Origin of the sequence: Rhodococcus gannanensis (genome assembly GCF_042681175.1) — a bacterium.
Classification (GTDB): domain Bacteria; phylum Actinomycetota; class Actinomycetes; order Mycobacteriales; family Mycobacteriaceae; genus Rhodococcus_G; species Rhodococcus_G gannanensis.
This window is the reverse complement of record NZ_JBHUFB010000020.1, coordinates 100,057-119,780: the sequence shown is the minus strand read 5'-3', so window position 1 is coordinate 119,780 and position 19,724 is coordinate 100,057. Positions and strand designations below refer to the sequence as shown.

The 19,724-nt window shown below is 71.9% G+C and carries 1 protein-coding gene (running past one end of the window); it reads left to right on the top strand.

The genetic code is table 11. The features are described 5' to 3' along the window. Positions 1-630: 630 nt before the first annotated feature. Positions 631-19,724, top strand: the beginning of a protein-coding gene (locus ACFSJG_RS21490) for a non-ribosomal peptide synthase/polyketide synthase (RefSeq protein ID WP_378487270.1). The gene runs 24,421 nt beyond the window's last position; only the first 19,094 of its 43,515 coding nucleotides appear in the window; its start codon is at positions 631-633; its stop codon lies off the right edge, out of view.

The window sequence follows — 19,724 nt, the reverse complement described above, 5'->3', positions numbered from 1 at the left end:
GGCCGAGCGTGACTGTCGCCACGCCGTGCCACCACGCGGTCGTTGCCACCTGCCGTGACGTCTGATACGAATGCACGTTCCGGCCACTGCCGGACGTCGTCCTCCCGACGCCGGCCGTATTCGCTGTGCGCGAACCTGGCCGCCGTGGCAGAGACGGTGACGTGTGACGCATGTGCGGTGCCCACGGGTATCGCCGGGCAAGGAGGCGCCGGGGCGGATCCCGAACGCTGCGGGGGCGGTGCCAGGATGCCGTGTCCGTCATGTGACCGACGGGTGTTCGAATGACGGCAGTTCCTCGGTCAACCGGGTGCGTGTGACCAGGACTTCTCATGCGTTTTCGCAGGACAGTGCAAGGTTCGCGAATCACGGGAGGGACCGCTGGCAGTTAGCCATCGGTAACGATTCGGCGCCCACGGCAGATACAAGATCAGATTCTCACCGCTCGTACTGTTGGATCGTCAGGGGTGGTCGACCGACGTCGACACCGCCGACCGGGCGTTCCGGCAGGGTGGTGGTGAGGCGTACGAGTTGGGTCGAGAAGGGCCTGCGGAGTCGGGGGGCGTGGGGCCCTCGTCAGGTGATTCAGGTCCTTCGTGCACGACGCCGTGGCGGCGGCGACGAGGAGGACGAGTGGACGAGTGGACGACGAACGAGGGAAACCCGACGGGGGAGGGTGCGGGGGTTCCCGCAGGAGCATTCCCCCTCTCGGCCGCCCAGTTCGGACTCTGGCTCTCGCAGCAGCTCAACCCCGATGTGCCGGTCAACATGGCGCAGTACGTCGAGCTCCGCGGTGACATCGATCTCGATCTACTCGAGCGTGCGGGCATCGTCGTCGGCAAGGAACTCGGGTCGGGCTATCTCCGCATCCTCGACGTCGACGGTCGTCCGTACCAGACGATCGACCGCGGCATCGACCAGTCGCTGCTGCGCATCGACTTCTCCGAGCATCCCGATCCCGTCGCGGCAGCACACGAGTGGATGCGCGCCGAGTACACGGCACCCCTCGATCTGCTGTCTGCGCCGCTGATCCTGTGCGCGATGCTCAAGCTGGCTCCCGGCCACCACTACTGGTACGCCCGATGCCATCACGTCGCACTCGACGGACTCGGCGCGATCACCCTGATGACCCGCACGGCCGAGCTGTACACAGCCGCGCTGGCGGGCGAGGACCTCCCGGAGCCTCGCAGCGACGCGCTGTTCGATCTGTACCAGGCCGAGGAGAAGTACCGCGGCACCACCCGCTTCGCCGACGACCGCGACTACTGGCACGAGATCGCCAAGGGTTTGCCGGAGCCGGTGAGCTTCGCGTCCCGTCAGGCACCGCCGCAGGCGCTGAGCCGGGTCGCCAGCTCGCCGCTCTCCCGCGACACCGTCGACCGGATGAGCGAGGCCGGGCCGTCCTTCGCGCCCGCGACGATCGCCGCATTCGCCGCCTACTTCGGCCGGATGACCGGCACCGAGGACGTCCTGCTGTCCCTCCCGGTGTCCGCGCGGACCACGGCGGCGATGCGTCGCGCCGGCGGCATGGTCTCGAACGTGGTCCCGCTGCGCGTGACCGTCCGCGACGACACCCCGATCCGGGACCTGATCGAGTCGGTGCAGGTGCAGATCGTCGGTGCACTGCGCCATCAGCGCTACCGTGCCGAGGACATCCGGCGTGACCTCGGCGTCCACGGAGCCGAACGGTCCTACTTCGGTCCCGTCGTCAACATCATGATGGGACTCGGCGACCTGCGCCTCGGCGAGATCGAGTCGCATCTGCACGTGCTCTCCTCCGGCCCGGTCGACGACCTGATGCTCAACCTCTACGAGACGGGCACCGGATCCACGCACGTCGACTTCATCGGCAACCCCGCCCGCTACACGGACGAGGAGATCGAGCGGCACCACGAGCGGTTCTTCGACTTCCTCGCCCGGTTCGTGGCAGCGGACCCGAGCACTCCCGTCTCCGTCCTCGACTACGTGGGCGAGGCAGAGGTCGTGTGGCTGTCGGACCGGCGTGGTGAGGAGGCCACGGCTCCGACCGTCCTCGGCGACATCCTCGGTGACACCGCGAGCCGTCACCCGGATCGGGTGGCCGTCACCTTCGAGGGCACCGACTGGACGTACCGCGAACTCGACGAGCGGGCGAACCGGCTGGCCCGCGTGCTGGTGTCGCGGGGTGTCGGGCCGGAGACCTTCGTCGCGCTCGCCGCACCCCGTTCGCTGGAGTCGGTGCTCGCGGTGTGGGCGATCGCGAAGGCGGGCGGTGCCTACCTGCCGATCGACCCGAACTACCCGATCGACCGCATCACGCACATGGTCACGGACTCACAGGTGCACGCGGGCGTCACGCTCGACGCACACCGCGCCGGGCTCCCCGAGTCCGTCGACTGGCTCGTGCTGGACGCCGCGGAGGTCGCCGACCTGTGTGCGGCGGAGTCGTCGGAACCGATCACCGATGCCGACCGCCTCGCGCCGGTGCGTGCAGGCAACCCGGCCTACGTCATCTACACCTCGGGATCGACCGGCAAGCCGAAGGGCGTCGTCGTCCCGCACCTGGGCCTGTCGACCCTGGCCGCCGATCTCCGGGTCACCTACTCGGTGACTCCGGGTGCGCGCGTCGCACAGTTCGCCTCGCCGAGCTTCGACGCCGCGTTCGGCGAGATGCTCGCCGCGTTCGCGCACGGCGCCGCCCTCGTCGTCGCACCGCCGTCGGTGCTCGGCGGTGACGACCTCGCCGCACTCATCGCGCGCGAACAGGTCACCACCCTCGTCTCGACCCCGCCCGCCGCCCAGACGCTCGACCCGGCCGGTCTGGACTCGATCGTCCGCGTCGTCACCGGCGGCGACGTGCTGCCTGCGGAGCTGGCGGCGCGCTGGGACGGTCGCCTGCGCAACGCGTACGGACCGACCGAGACCACCGTCATCGTCACGATCACCGAGCCGCTGACGCCGGAGCTGCCCGTCACCATCGGCGCCCCGATGCGCGGCGTGCACGCGCTGGTGCTCGACGCCCGGCTGCGGCCGGCCCCGATCGGCATCGCAGGCGAGCTCTACATCGCGAACCCCGGCCTGGCCCGCGGCTATCACGGCCGCCCGGGGCTCAGCTCCGAACGCTTCGTCGCGAACCCCTTCGGCGCTCCCGGCGAGCGGATGTACCGCACCGGCGACGTCGTGCGCTGGACCGCGGGCGGCGAACTCGACTACGTCGGCCGCGCCGACTTCCAGGTCAAGGTCCGCGGGTTCCGCATCGAGCTCGGTGAGATCGACGACGTCCTCAGCGCCCACCCCGCCGTGGACTTCGCGACCACCCAGGTGCGGGCGGGCGCAGCCGGACAGAGCCGCCTCGTCGCCTACGTCCTGCCCACCGAGGGGCAGACCGTCGACGCCGCCGACCTGCTCGCGTTCGCGGGACGGGCCCTGCCGGAGTACATGGTGCCCGCCGTCGTCGTGACACTCGACGAGATCCCGCTGACGGTCAACGGCAAGCTGGACCGGGCCGCTCTCCCGGACCCGCAGCAGGTCGTCCCGGCCGCGGGCCACCGGGACCCGGCCACCGCCCTCGAGCACCGCATCGCGACCGTGTTCTCGCAGGTCCTCGGGCTCGACCGGGTCAGCGTCGACGCGAGCTTCTTCGAACTCGGCGGCGACAGCATCGTCTCGATGCAGCTGGTGTCGCGGGCCAAGGCCGCGGGGATCTCGTTCACCGCGCGGGACGTCTTCGAGCGGCGCACCGTCGCCGGGCTCGCCGAGGTGGCCCGGATCGTCGACGCCGCGGCGGACACGGTCCGGCTCGCCGAGCTGCCCGGTGGTGGCGTCGGCGACATCCCGTTGACGCCGATCACCCGCGCGATGCTGGAGCTCGGTGACTACGCGGCCTTCGCGCAGGCTCTCGTGTTGACGCTGCCCGCAGGCGCCGACCGCGACCAGGTGGCCGCGACCGTGCAGGCCGTCCTGGACTGCCACGACCTGCTGCGCGGCATGCTGATCGTCGAGGACGGCGATACGCGTCTCGTGACCCACGCGGCCGGTGCGGTCCGGGTGGACGACGTGCTCGTCGAGGTGGCCGCCGTGTCGGCTCCCGGTTCGGCGGAGTTCACCGCGCAACTCGCGGACGAGACCTCCGCCGCCGCCGGGCGGCTGGATCCGGCCGCAGGCATCATGGCGCAGTTCGTCCGGGTGTGCTCGGCCGACGGCAGCGACGACCGGATGCTCGCCGTCGTCCACCACCTCGCCGTCGACGGCGTGTCCTGGCGGGTGCTCGTCCCGGACTTCGCGATGGCCTGGGTGCAGGTGTCGGCAGGATCGGTTCCCGCACTGCCCGAGGTCGGGACCTCCGTGCGACGCTGGGCTCACGGCCTGGTCGAGCAGGCGCGCACGCCGCAGCGCGGCGAGGAGCTGGACTTCTGGCGCGCCGTCGTCGACGGACCGGATCCGCTGCTCGGGTCCCGCACGCTCGACGCGGCCGTCGACATCGCCGACACCGAGCGTCGCCTCGAGGTCGAACTGTCCGCCGAGACGACCGACGCGCTGCTGTCGGCGCTGCCCGCGCAGTTCCGCGCCGGCGTGTCCGACGCGCTGCTCGCCGCGCTGGCTGTGGCCGTCGCGGCGTGGCGCCGCAACCGCGGACTGGCCGAGTCGTCCACCCTCATCGACGTCGAGGGCCACGGGCGTGAGGAAGCGGTCGTGCCGGGCGCGGACCTCTCGCGCACGGTCGGCTGGTTCACCAGCGTCTTCCCGTTGCGCCTCGATCTCGGGGACGTCGACCTCGACGACGCGCTAGCGGGGGGCCCTGCCGCCGCGGTCGCGATCAAGCGGATCAAGGAGCAGGTGCGCTCGGTGCCCGATCACGGCATCGGCTACGGCATGCTGCGGTACCTGCGCGAAGACACCGCGGAGGAGATGCGGGGCTGGACCCGCCCGCAGATCGCCTTCAACTACCTGGGCAGGCTGTCCGTCGGTGACATCCCCGCCGAGCTGCGGGCCGTCGGCTGGATGCCGGACGGCGACTCGCTCGGGACCGGCGCACACCGCGATCCCGGCATGGCGTTGCCCGCCCTGCTGGCGATCGACGCGATCGCCGCCGACACCGCCGACGGGACCAGGCTGACCGCGACGTTCGCCTACGCGTCCGAGGTCCTCGGCGCCGAGTCGGTCGCCGAACTGGCATCCCTGTGGGGCCGGGCCCTCGACGGCTTCGCACAGCTCGCCGCGTCCGGTGCGGCCGGTGGCCACACCCCGTCCGACCTGCCGCTGGTGTCGGTCACCCAGCCTCAGATCGACCTGTGGGAGCAGCGGTACCCGTCGCTCGTCGACGTGTGGTCGCTGTCCCCGTTGCAGGCCGGCCTCCTCTTCCACGCATCGGTGACCGAGCAGTTCGTCGACGTGTACACCGCGCAGATCGTGCTGGACCTCGGCGGCGTCGTCGACGACGAGCGGATGCGCGGCGCCGGTCAGGCACTCGTCGATCAGCACCCGAGCCTGCGCGCCGCGTTCGTCTACGACGAATCCGGCGAACCGGCGCAGATCGTCGTCGACGAGGCGACCGTGCCGTTCACCGTCGTCGACCTGACCGACCGCGAGAGCGGCGAGGCAGAGGCCGAGGCCGAGCGGCTGATCGAGGCCGACCGGGTCGCGCGTTTCGACGTCGCGGCGCCGCCGCTGGTGCGGATGCTGCTGATCCGGGTGGCGGACGGACGCCACCGGCTCGCGATAACCAATCACCACCTGCTCCTCGACGGCTGGTCGCTGCCGCTGATCCTGCAGGACCTGATCGTCCTGTACGCGCAGGCGGGGGACCGGTCGGTGCTGACCCGGAGCCGCTCGTACCGGGACTTCCTCGACTGGCTCGGCCGGCAGGACCCGGCGGTGTCCCGGGAGGCGTGGGCGCGGGCCCTGTCGGGGCTCGAGGAGCCGACGCTGCTGGCGGCCGGCCGCGGGCTGACTGCCCTGCCGGTGCCCGAGCAGGTCGACGTCACGCTCGACGCGGACGTCGAGGCAGGCGTCGTGGAGCTGGCCCGCGAGCTCGGGGTCACCGTCAACACGATCGTGCAGGCGGCGTGGGGTGTGCTGCTCGCCCGGCTGACCGGGCGCACCGACGTCGTGTTCGGCGCGACGGTGTCCGGCCGCCCGCCGCAGTTGCCCGGCATCGAGACGATGGTCGGCCTGTTCATCAACACCCTGCCGGTCCGGGTCCGCCTCGACGAGGACGAGACGATCGCCGACCTGGTGCGGCGGGTGCAGGGCGAGCAGGCGGATCTGCTCGACCACCACCACACGGGTCTGACCGACATCCAGCGGGCCGCCGGCCTCGGCGCCCTGTTCGACACACTCACGGTGTTCGAGTCCTATCCGGTCGACCGGGACGCGCTCGCCGCGGCCACCGACATCGCCGGCATGCGGGTCGACGACATCGGTGTCAACGACGCCACCCACTACCCCCTGACCCTGGTGTCACTGCAGGATCCGGCACTGCGGTTCGCGGTGAAGCACCTGCCGACGGCATTCACCCGCGACGAGGCGCTGGCCCTGATGGCCCGCTTCACCCGGATCCTGGCGGCCGTGGTCGCTGATCCGAGCGCGCCGGTGGGCACCGTGGAGATCGTCGACGACGCCGAGCGGGCACGCCTGGCGCCGGTTCGTGGCCTGCCCGCGACGCAGGCGGGAGACGGCTTCGAGCTCTTCGCCCGAGCGTGCCGCGACAATCTCGAGGGGACAGCTGTCTCCTTCGCCGGCAGGCACCTGACGTACCGCGAGCTCGACGACCTGTCGAACCGCCTGGCCCGCGTCCTCACGGACCGCGGCGTCGGACCGGAAACCTTCGTGGCACTGGGCATGACGCGGTCGCTGCACTCGATCGTCGCGATGTGGTCGGTCCTCAAGGCCGGTGGCGCGTTCGTGCCCGTCGACCCGAACTACCCGCTCGACCGCATCGAGCACATGCTCACCGACTCCGGTGCCCGGATCGGCCTGACGGTGACCGCGGAACGGGCGCTGCTGCCCGGCGGCGACACCGACTGGCTGGTGATCGACTCCGAAGAGTTCGAGTCGCTCGTCGCCGCCCGGCCCGCGGCGCCGCTCACGGCCGCCGAACGCGGCGCAGGCCGACTCGACCAGACGGCGTACATGATCTACACCTCGGGTTCGACGGGCCTGCCGAAGGGCGTCGTCGTGACCCGGTCGGGTCTGGCGAACTTCGCCGTCGAGCAGCGTGAGCGGTATGCGGTGACCCCCGCGTCGCGGGTGCTGCACGTGTCGTCGCCGAGCTTCGACGCGTCGATCCTGGAGTTCACGATGGCGTTCGGCGCCGGCGCCACCCTTGTGGTGTCGCCGCCGACGGTGTTCGGCGGCGCCGAGCTGCACGACCTGATCGTCACCGAGGGCGTCACGCACGCCTTCGTCACGCCGTCGGCGCTCGCCTCCGTCGACCCCGAGGGCCTCGACGTCCTGCAGCACCTGGTCGCCGGCGGCGAGGCCGTGCCGACCGAGATCGTCGCCCGCTGGGCGCCGGGACGCCGCCTGCACAACGGCTACGGGCCGACCGAGACCACGATCATGGCGGCGATCAGCGACCCGATGTCGCCGGGTGCGCCGATCACGATCGGCGGTCCGATCCGGGGCGTCTCGTTGCTGGTGCTCGACGAGCGGCTCCGGGTGGTCCCGGTCGGCGCGACAGGTGAGCTCTACATCGCCGGTGTCGGCCTGGCCCGCGGCTACCACGACCGCCCCTCGCTCAACGCCGAGCGGTTCGTCGCCAACCCGACCGAGCCCGGTACGCGGATGTACCGCACCGGCGACTTGGTGCGCTGGCTCGACGACCTCACCCTCGAGTACCTCGGTCGCTCCGACTTCCAGGTCAAGGTCCGTGGTTTCCGCATCGAGCTCGGCGAGATCGACGCCGCGCTGACCGCGCATCCTTCGGTCGACTTCGCGGCGACCCTCGGTGTCGACAACGAGCACGGCCAGACGCAGCTCGTCGCGTACGTGCGGCCAGTGCCCGGCGCCACCGTCGACGTCGCCGCGCTGACCGCGTTCGTCGCGGAGTCCCTCACCGCCTACATGGTGCCGTCGGCGATCGTCGTGCTCGACGAGGTGCCGCTGACCCCGGTCGGCAAGCTGGACCGGCGGGCCCTCCCGGAGCCGGTCTTCGCTTCCGCCACAACCGAATACGTCGCACCGGTGACCCCGGTCGAGGAACTCGTCGCGGAGATCTTCGCGGACGTCCTCGGCGTGGACCGGGCCGGCCTGACCGACGACTTCTTCGACCTCGGCGGCAACTCGCTGGTCGCCACCAAGGTCACCGCACGGGTCAACGCGGCGCTCGGCACCGCGATCGGCGTCCGCGACCTCTTCGAGGCGTCGACCGTCGGCGCCCTCGCGGTTCGCGCGGAGCACGCAGCGGCCGGGGCCACGGATCGGCCGCCGCTGGTTTCCGGACCGCGTCCGGAACGGATCCCGCTCTCGCTCGCGCAGCAGCGCATGTGGTTCCTGAACCGGTTCGACGCCACCTCGGGCAGCTACAACGTGCCGCTGGCGGTCCGGCTGTCCGGGCGGCTCGATCTGGGTGCCATGCGCGCGGCGCTGCGCGACGTGCTCGACCGGCACGAGGCGTTGCGGACGGTGTTCCCGCAGTCCGTCGACGGCCCGGAGCAGATCGTGCTCCCGCTCGCGGACGTCGACGTCGAGCTCACCACCGTCCAGGTGTCCGAGTCCGAACTGCACAGCCGCGCACTGGAACTCGGATCGCGGGGTTTCGACGTCACCCGCGAGATCCCGGTCCGGGCGCACGTGTTCGAGGTCGTGCCCGACGGAGCGCCGGAAGGCGGTGACACCACCGAGCACGTGCTCGCGCTGGTGATGCACCACATCGTCACCGACGGCTGGTCGCTCGCACCGCTCGCCCGGGACCTGGTGCTCGCCTACAGCGCCCGGACCCGCTCGGTGCCACCGGTGTGGGCGCCGCTGCCCGTGCAGTATCCGGACTTCGCGATCTGGCAGCGGGTGATGCTCGGCGACGAGCAGGACCCGGATTCGCTCGCGGCGCGTCAGATCGACTTCTGGACGCGTGAGCTGGGTGGCCTGCCGGACGTCCTGGAGCTGCCGTCCGACCGGCCTCGCCCCGCTGTTCGCTCGGGAGTGGGTGCGCGCGTGCAGTTCTCGCTCGACGCGCAGACCCGGCGCGCGGTCGACGAGCTGGCGCACGCTCATCGCTCCACCCCGTTCATGGTGCTGCAGTCGACGCTGGCCGTGCTGCTGGCGCGGCTGTCGGGCGAGGCCGACGTCGCGGTGGGCACACCCGTCGCCGGTCGCGGTGAGAAGGCGCTCGACGACCTGGTCGGCATGTTCGTCAACACCCTGGTGCTGCGCACGCCGGTCGATGCAGGCGCCGCGTTCACCGATCTGCTCGCCCAGGTCCGCACCCGAGACCTCGCCGCCTTCGAGCACGGCGACGTGCCTTTCGAGCGGCTCGTCGAGGTGCTCAATCCGGTGCGCTCCGCGGCGCATTCGCCGCTGTTCCAGGTGCAGTTCGCGATGGAGGGCTTCAGCGAGCCCAGCATCGACCTGCCGGGACTGACGGTGCACGCGGAGGGCATCGAGACCGCCGTGTCGAAGTTCGACCTTGCGGTCACGGTGACCGAGCGCGCCGACGCCGAGTACGGCGTCACCTTCCTGTACGCGACCGATCTGTTCGACGAGTCGACGATCACGCGGTACACCCGCTGGTTCACCCGACTGCTCACGGCGGTCCTCGCCGATCCCGCCGTTCCGGTCGGCGACCTGTCGATGCTCGATGTCGACGAGGCCGCCGCCGTCACCGCGCTCGGCTCCACCGGGTCCGGCGAACCGCAGTCGGGACTTCTTCTCGACGACTTCCACGCGCAGGCGCTGCGCACGCCGGACTCCGTCGCGGTCTCCAGCGACGTCCGGACCCTGACGTACGCGGAGTTCGGGGCCCGGGTGTCCCGGGTGGCGCGGGCACTGGTCGGCCTGGGCGTCGGGCCGGAGACCACGGTCGCGCTGGCGATGCGTCGTTCGGTCGAATCGCTCGTCGCCGCCTACGCGATCGTCGAGGCCGGTGGCGCCTACGTGCCGGTGGACCCGGACCAGCCGACCGAACGCAACACCTACGTCCTCGGTGCCGCGGCACCCGTCTGCATCGTCACGACGGCCGCCGACGAGGAAGGCCTTCCCGTCGGCGCGTGTCCGGTGCTGCGGATCGAGGACGTCGCGGACAGCGGCCCCGCAGGTCCGCTCACCGATGCCGACCGGCTCGGGGCCCTGCGCCCGGAGCACCCGGCGTACGTCTTCTTCACCTCGGGATCGACCGGACGCCCGAAGGGTGTCGTCGTCTCGCACCGCGCGATCGTGGCGCACCTGCGCTGGGCCCGCACCGAGGCCGAGCTCTCGGATCGCGATGTGCTGCTGCACAAGTCGGCGTCGACCTTCGACGTCGCCGTGTGGGAGACCTTCGCCGGCCTGCAGGCAGGCGGCAGCATCGTCGTCGCGCGGCCCGACGGACACCGCGACGCCGCCTACCTCGCCGATCTGATCGCCCGCGAACGGGTCACCGCCGCGCACTTCGTCCCCTCGATGCTCGAGGTGTTCCTGAGCTCCGGCCTGCCCCTGGCCGATTCGCTCCGCTACGTCCGCGTCGGCGGCGAGGCCATTTCCCGCTCGCTCGCCGAGCGGGCCGCGGCGTCGGGCGTCCGGGTGCGCAACGGCTACGGCCCCACCGAGACCACGGTCACCGTCACGATCGCCGCCGAGTTCGATCCCGCTGCGCTCGACGCGGGTGCGATCGTGCCGATGGGCCGCCCCGGCGCGCACGTCCGGGCGCACGTGCTCGACGGCCGCCTGCATCCGGTCCCGGTCGGTGTCGCGGGAGAGCTCTATCTGTCGGGCGACCAGCTCGCACGCGGCTACCTCGGCCGCGCCGACCTGACCGCCGAGCGATTCGTCGCCGCGCCGGCGGGAGACGTCTCCGGGGCACGGATGTACCGAACCGGCGACCTGGTGCGCTGGAACACCGCCGGTGAGCTGGAGTTCCTGGGCCGCACCGACTTCCAGGTCAAGCTGCGCGGACAGCGGCTCGAACCGGGCGAGGTCGAGGCCGCACTGCGCGGCGAGCCGAACGTCGCGAGCGCGGCAGTCGTCGTGCACCACGACCAGCACGTCGGCGCGCAGCTGGTTGCCTACGTCGTCACCGTGGACGGCGCGGACGCCGACGCCGGGCTGCTGCGGCACGCGCTCGAGCGGACCCTGCCGCGCTACATGGTCCCCTCCGCGATCGTCACGCTGCCCGAGCTCCCGCTCGGCGCCGCGGGCAAACTGGACCGCCGGGCGCTGCCCGCACCGTCCTTCGACGCCACGGTCGGCGCGTACGTCGCGCCGCGCACGCCGATCGAGGAGATCGTCGCCGCGATCTACGCGGACGTCGTCGGTGCGCCGCGGGTCGGCGCCACCGACAACTTCTTCGACCTCGGTGGCAACTCGCTCGTCGCGACACAGGTGATCGCACGTGTCAACGCCGCCGTCGGCACCTCGCTCGGCGTGCGCGAGATCTTCGACGCACCGACGGTCGCCGAGCTCGCGCTGCGTGCCGAGACCGGCACCGAGGCGGCGCCGCGTCCCGCGCTGGTGCCCCGCGACCGCGGGCGCGAGGTGCCGCTGTCGCTGGCGCAGCAGCGGATGTGGTTCCTCAACCGCTTCGACCAGGACTCCGCCGCCTACAACATGCCGTTCGCGATCCGGCTCACCGGTGAGCTCGATCTGGATGCCCTGCGCGCCGGCATGCGCGACGTGCTCGACCGGCACGAGGCACTGCGCACCGTCTACCCGGACTCCGCGACCGGCCCGCATCAGCTCGTGCTGCCCGCCGAGCAGGTCGCGGCCACCGCCGACCTCGACGTGGTCCGGATCGCCGAGGACGAACTCGAACGCGAGGTCGTCGCCCTCGCCACCGGCCCGTTCGACGTCACCGCGGCGCCGCCGCTGCGCGCGCGGCTGCTCGCCGTCACCCCGGACGACCTCGACGGCACCGCGGTCGCGGACACCCATGTGCTCGTGTTCGTGTTGCACCACATCGCCTTCGACGGCTGGTCGTCGGCTCCGCTGGCCCGCGACCTGATGATCGCGTACACCGCCCGGACGTCGGGGGAGGCGCCCTCGTGGGCGCCGCTGCCGGTGCAGTACGGCGATTTCGCGATCTGGCAGCGGGACCTGCTCGGCGACGAGAACGACCCGGAGTCCCTCGCGGCCCGGCAGCTGGGCTACTGGCGCACCGCGCTCGCGGACCTGCCCGACCTGCTGGAGCTGCCCACGGACCGCCCGCGGCCGGCGGCACAGTCCTTCCGCGGCGCCGACGTCGCGCTGCACCTCGACGCCGACCTGCACGCCCGCCTGCTCGGCGTCGCGCGGCAGACGAACACCACGCTCTTCATGGTCGTGCACGCCGCGCTGTCGGTGCTGCTGGCCCGCCTGTCGGGCAGCGAGGACATCGCCGTCGGCGCCCCCATCGCGGGCCGCGGCGAAGCCGCCCTCGACGACGTGGTCGGCATGTTCGTCGGAACCCTGGTGCTGCGCACCGAGATCGACGAGAACGTCTCGTTCACCGATCTGCTCGCGCAGGTGCGTGAACGCGACCTGGCGGCGTTCACGCACACCGACATCCCGTTCGAGCGGCTCGTCGAGGCGCTCAACCCGACCCGCTCGGCTGCGTACCACCCGCTGTTCCAGGTGTCGCTGTGGTTCCAGAACATCGCCCGCGGCGAGCTCGAACTGCCCGGGCTGACCGTCGCCCCTGCCGAATTCGAGATCGGGCTGTCCCGTTTCGACCTGCAGGTGACCGTCACCGACACCGTCGACGCCCAGGGCGCGCCCGGCGACATCGACATCGTCCTCACCTACGCGACCGACCTGTTCGACCGGTCCACCGCAGAGTCCTTCGTGCGCCGCCTCGGCGGAGTGCTGGACGCCGTCGCCGGCGACCCGGCGGTCGTCGTCGGCGACATCGCGTTGGTGTCCGACGCGGAACGGTCGCTGGTACTGGGCGACTGGAACGACACCGAGCACGTGGTGCCGGAGGTCGCGGCGGGCGACGACACCCTCGTCGCGCTGTTCGACGCGCAGGTGGCCCGCACCCCGGACGCGGTGGCCCTCGTGTTCGAGGGCGAGCAGCTGACGTACGCCGAGTTCGACGCCAGGGCCAACCGCCTGGCGCGCCACCTCGTCGCACTCGGCGTCGGCCCGGAGTCCCTCGTCGGACTGTCGATCAGGCGGTCGATCGACCTCGTCGTCGGCATGTACGCGATCGTCAAGGCCGGCGGCGCCTACGTGCCGCTCGACCCCGACCACCCCGCGGAGCGCAACGGCTACGTCCTGGACAGCGCGGCACCGGTGTGCGTGCTCACCACCTCCCGCGACGCCGACGCGCTGCCCGCGGACGCGCCCGCCCTGCTCGTCGACGAGGTCGATCTCTCCGGCCTCGACCCGGCGCCGCTCACGGACGCGGACCGCATCTCGCCGCTGCGCCCGCAGCACCCGGCGAACCTGATCTACACGTCCGGTTCCACCGGCCGCCCGAAGGGCATCGCCGTGCCGCACGCGGGACTGGTCAACCAGTTGCGCTGGATGCAGGACGAGTACGCGCTCACCGGCGACGACGCGGTGATGCTCAAGACCCCGATGACCTTCGACGTCTCGGTGTGGGAGTTCTTCTGGACCCTGCAGACCGGTGCCCGGCTCGTCGTCGCCCGCGCCGACGGCCACCGCGATCCCGAGTACCTGTCCCGTCTGATGGTCGACGAGCACGTCACGGTCGTGCAGTTCGTGCCGTCGATGCTCGCGATGTTCGTGTCGAACTCCTCGGCGCGGATTCCGGATTCGGTGCGGGCGGTGATCGCGATCGGTGAGGCATTGCCGATCGAGACGGCCGAACGCTTCCGGGCGCTGGCGTCCGCACCGCTCGACAACCTCTACGGCCCGGCCGAGGCGTCCCTCGCCGTCACGTACTGGCGGCACAGCTCCGACGATCGAGGGATCGTCCCCATCGGTGTCCCCATGTGGAACACCCGTCTGTACGTGCTCGACTCGCGCCTGCAGCCGGTCCCGCCGGGTGTCGCGGGTGAGCTGTACCTGTCGGGCACCCAGCTGGCCCGCGGCTACCACGGCCGCGTCGACCTGACCTCCGACCGCTTCGTCGCCGACCCCTTCGCCGCTTCGGGCGAGCGGATGTACCGCACGGGTGACCTGGTCCGGTACCGCACCGGCGCCGACGACGGGCGTGGTGTCCTGGAGTACATCGGCCGCACCGACTTCCAGGTCAAGGTGCGCGGCAACCGGATCGAGCTCGGCGAGATCGAGGCCGCGCTGCTGTCGGCGCCGGGCGTCAGCCAGTCCGTGGTCGTCGTCCGTTCCGACGCCCACACGGGTGACCAGCTCGTCGGCTATGTCGTGCCGACGGGGGAGCTCGAGGTCACCGGCGACGCCGTCGCCGCGCACGCCGCGCAGGCGCTGCCGTCGTACATGGTGCCCGCGGCCGTCGTGGTGCTCGACGAGTTCCCGCTCAACGGCAGCGGCAAGCTGGACCGGAAGGCGTTGCCGGAGCCGGTCTTCGACCTCACCTCAGCCGAGTACGTGGCTCCCCGCACCCCCGTCGAGGAGGTCGTCGCCGGGGTGTTCGCCGACGTGCTCGGCGTGCCGCGGATCAGCACCACGGAGAGCTTCTTCGACGCGGGCGGCAACTCCCTCGTCGCGACCCGCGTCGTCGCACAGGTCGGCGAGGCGCTCGGTGTCCGTGTCGGTGTCCGGGACCTGTTCGAGGCGCCGACCGTCGCGCAGCTGGCGGCTCGGCTGGAGAGCTCCGACCACCGGGACCGTCCCGCGCTGACGCGACAGGACCGCGGCGACGCGGTTCCGTTGTCGCTCGCGCAGCAGCGGATGTGGTTCCTCAACCGGTTCGACCCGTCCTCGCCCGCCTACAACCTGCCGCTGCCGGTGCGAATGGTCGGCGACCTGGACGTCGCCGCGATGGCCGCTGCCGTCGCCGACGTCCTCGAGCGGCACGAGTCGCTGCGCACGATGTTCCCGGACTCGGACAACGGTCCGCACCAGGTGATCGTGCCCGCGGCCGCGGTCGCGCCCGACCTGACGCCGGTCGCGGTGGACGCGGACGGCCTGCACGGCGCCGTCGCCCAGGACGTGACCCGCGGCTTCGACGTCACCGCCGAGGTCCCGCTGCGCGCCCGCCTGCTGCGGGTCACCGACGGCGACGCCCGCGGTGAGCACGTGCTCGTCCTTGTCCTGCACCACATCTCGGGTGACGCGCTGTCGCTGGCGCCGCTGGCCCGGGATGTGATGATCGCCTACCGCGCCCGCACCGCAGGAGAGGTGCCCACCTGGGCTCCGCTGGAGGTGCAGTACGCGGACTACGCGATCTGGCAGCGCGCCGTCCTCGGTGACGCCGAGGACCCGCAGTCCCCGGCCGCCGCGCAGATCGACCACTGGCGCCGGACCCTCGCCGGTCTGCCCGACCGCCTCGACCTGCCGACCGACCGCCCCCGCCCTCACGCGCAGTCGATGCGCGGCGCCGACCACCGGTTCGAACTCGGGGCGGAGCTGTACGCGGAGGTCACCGCGTACGCGCGTCGCCGCGGCGTCACGCCGTTCATGGTCCTGCACGCCGCCTACGTCACGCTGCTCGCGCAGTTGTCCGGTACCGACGACATCGCGGTCGGCACGCCGGTCGGCGGCCGTGGGGAGCGCGCCCTCGACGACGTGGTCGGCATGTTCGTCAACACCCTCGTGTTGCGGACGGTTCTCGATCGCGGCGAGAGCTTCGACGACCTCGTCACCAGGATCCGCAGCACCGACCTCGCGGCGTTCGAGCATGCCGAGGTCCCCTTCGAGCAGTTGGTGGACGCCCTCGACGTCCCGCGTTCGATGGCGCACTCGCCGCTGTTCCAGGTGGCACTCGCCTTCCAGTCCGAGACCCGGTCCCGGTTCGAGCTGGCCGGCCTGGACATCGACGCCCTCGACGTCCCGATGGGCTCGGCCAAGTACGACCTGATGCTCACGGTGCTCGAGAAGGCCGGCGAGCAGGTCGCTTCCGGCGCCGACGCGGTACTGACGTACAGCACCGACCTGTTCGACGCGCCGACCGTGGCGCGTATCGGGGAGCGCCTGCGGTCGCTGCTCGCCGCATCGCTCGCCGCGCCGCAGACCCCGGTCGGCGACCTCACGGTGCTCGATCCCGCCGAGGCCGCCGCACTGGTCGCCCGGCGGGGAACCGAAGCCGAACCCGCCCGGACGCTCGCGGAGATCTTCGCCGCGGCCGCGGCGGAGCACGCCGACCGGACTGCGATCGAGTGGGCAGGCGAGCGCATCACCTACGCCGACCTGTCGGCCCGGTCGAACCGGCTCGCCCGGCATCTCGTCGATCTCGGTGTCGGACCGGATTCCGTGGTGGCCCTCGCGATTCCGCGTTCCGTCGACGCGATGACCGCGATCTGGGCGGTCGCCGCGGCCGGCGGCGCCTACCTGCCGATCGACCCGAAGCTGCCCGCCGACCGCATCGCCCACATGGTGCGGGACTCCGGTGCGGTGATCGGCCTGACCACCGCCGAGTTCGTCGCCGAGCTCCCCGAGCACGTGCGGCCCACGGGCGGCTGGCTCGACCTGCGTGACCCGGCGCTCACCGACACCGTGGCGGCACGGTCCGCACAGCCGCTGTCGGCCGCCGACCGGTCCGCCGAGCCGACGGCGGATCACCTCGCGTACCTGATCTACACCTCCGGCACCACCGGTGTGCCCAAGGGCGTCGCCGTGCCGCACCGCGGCCTGGCCTCGCTGACCGCCGATCTCGTCGAGTACTACGGCACCTCGCCGGCGTCACGGGTCCTGCAGTTCGCGGCGATCAGCTTCGACGCCGCGGTCGGCGAGCTGCTGTCGACGTTCGGAGCGGGCGCCACGATGGTCATCGCCCCGACCGATCTGTACGGCGGCACCGAACTCGCCACCTTCATCCGCGACCAGCGGATCACCCTGTTCGTCGGTGCGCCGACGGCCGTGCAGACGATCGACGCCACAGGTCTCGATCTCGTCGAGCGGATCGTCGTCGGTGGTGACGTGTGCCCGCCGGAGCTCGCCGCCCGCTGGGGTGGTCGTCTGCGGAACGCCTACGGCCCCACCGAGACCACCGTCATCGTCACCGTCACGGAGCCGCTCGCGGCGGGTGCACCGATCACCATCGGCGCGCCGATGCGCGGCGTGCACGCACTGGTGCTCGATGCCCGGATGCGCCCCGTTCCCGTCGGCAGCCCCGGCGAGCTGTACATCACCAACGCAGGCCTGGCCCGCGGCTACCACGAGCGCCGCGGCCTGACCGCGGAGCGATTCGTCGCCAACCCGTATGGTGCGCCGGGGGAGCGGATGTACCGCACCGGCGACGTCGTCCGCTGGACCGACTCGAACGACCTGGACTACGTCGGTCGCTCCGACTTCCAGCTGCAGGTCCGTGGTTTCCGCGTGGAGCTCGGCGAGATCGACGCCGCCCTGGCCGCGCACGAGTCGGTCGCCTACGCCGTGACCGTCGGCCGCCCGGGACCGGCCGGGGACCTCGCGCTCGTCGCGTACGTCCAGCCCGCCGTCGGCGCCCGCCTCGACACCGACGAACTGGCCAGGTTCGTCGCGACGAGGCTCCCGTCGTACATGGTGCCGTCGGTGATCATGGTGCTCGACACGGTGCCGCTCACCGCCCTCGGCAAGGTCGATCGGGCGGCGCTGCCCGCACCCGAGTTCGGTGGCGGCTCCGTGTACGTCGAGCCCGTCGGAGACGTCGAGCGCGGTGTGGCCGAGATCTTCGGACGCATCCTGAACGCGGACCGGGTCGGCGCCACCGACGACTTCTTCGATCTCGGCGGCAACTCACTGGTCGCGACCCGCGTTGTCGCACAGGTCAATCAGGCGTTCGGGACGGAGATCGGCGTCCGTGAGCTGTTCGAGGCGCGCACCGTCGCCGACCTCGCCGCCCGCGTCGTCCGGGGCGGGACGGGAACCCGCCCGCCGCTCGTTCCGCAGCAGCGTGACGGTCGGGTTCCGCTCTCGCTCGCGCAGCAGCGGATGTGGTTCCTCAACCGGATGGATCCGCAGTCCGCGGCCTACAACATTCCGCTCGCCGTCCGGCTCTCCGGCGCCGTCGACCTGCCCGCCTTGCGGGAGGCGCTGCGTGACGTGGTCGGCAGGCACGAGACGCTGCGCACCGTCTACCCGGACTCGGTGGACGGCGGGCACCAGGTCGTGCGCGCCGTCGACTCGGCGGATCTCGACCTCGACGTCGAGGCGGTCACCGCCGAGCAGGTGCCCGATCGGGTGCGAGCCCTCGCCACCGAGGGCTTCGACGTGACCGAGCAGGTCCCGGTTCGCGGCGCACTGCTCGATCTCGGGTCCGGCGAGTACGTCTTCGTCCTCGTGATCCATCACATCGCCACGGACGGCGTCTCGCTGCGACCGCTGGTGACCGATCTGATGACCGCGTACGTGGCCCGCCACGGCGGGCAGTCGCCGCAGTGGGCGCCGCTGCCGGTCCAGTACGCGGACTACGCCATCTGGCAGCGCCGCCTCCTCGGCGACGTCGCGGATCCGCAGTCGCGTGCGGCCGCTCAGCTCGGGTACTGGACCACGGCCCTCGCGGGCCTGCCGGACCAGCTCGAACTGCCCACCGACCGGCCGCGGCCGGCCCGCGCGTCGATGCGCGGCGACCGTGTCGAGTTCACCATCGACGCCGAGGTGCACCGCGCGGCAGCGGAGATCGCCCGCGCCCAGGGCGCCACCGTGTTCATGGTCATGCACGCGACACTGTCGGTGCTGCTGGCCCGGCTGGGGAACACGACCGACATCGCCATCGGCACCGCGGTCGCGGGCCGCGGGGAGGCAGACCTCGAGGGCCTGGTCGGCATGTTCGTCAACACCGTCGTGCTGCGCACGCGGGTCGAACCGGAGACCGAGTTCGCGGCACTCCTCGAGCACACCCGCACCGTGGACCTCGGCGCGTTCGCGCACACCGAGCTGCCGTTCGAGCGACTCGTCGACGTGATCAGCCCGACGCGGTCGCAGTCCCACCACCCGTTGTTCCAAGTGGCGATCGACTTCCAGAACGCCACCGACACGAGCCTCGAACTGCCCGACCTGACGGTCACGCCGGAGCCGGTCACCGCCGGGGTCGCCAAGTTCGACCTGCAGCTCACCCTGGCCGAGCAGGTCGACGCCGACGGCCGTCCGAACGGTATGCGGGCGTCGTTCGACTACGCCACCGATCTCTTCGACGCCTCGACCGTCCGCGCCTTCGCGGACCGGCTGGTGCGCATCCTGTCGACCGTTGTCGTCGATCCGACCTTCCCGGTGGGTGACGTGCCGATCCTCGATCCCGGTGAGCAGTCCGCCCTCGCGGGCGTGGCCGGGCCCGAGGGGCTCCGGGCACGGACCCTGCCGCAGATCTTCGCGGACGCGGTCGCCGTCGACCCCGACCTGGACGCGGTGGACGCCGGTGGCACCCGGCTCAGCTACCGGGACCTCGACGTCCGCTCCAACCGGCTGGCCCGGGTCCTGGCGGACCGGGGCGTCGGCGCCGGATCGTTCGTCGCGGTCGCGATGCCGCGCTCGGCCGACACCGTGGTGGCGGTGTGGGCAATCGCCAAGACCGGTGCGGCATTCCTGCCCGTCGATCCGAACTACCCGGCCGACCGCAT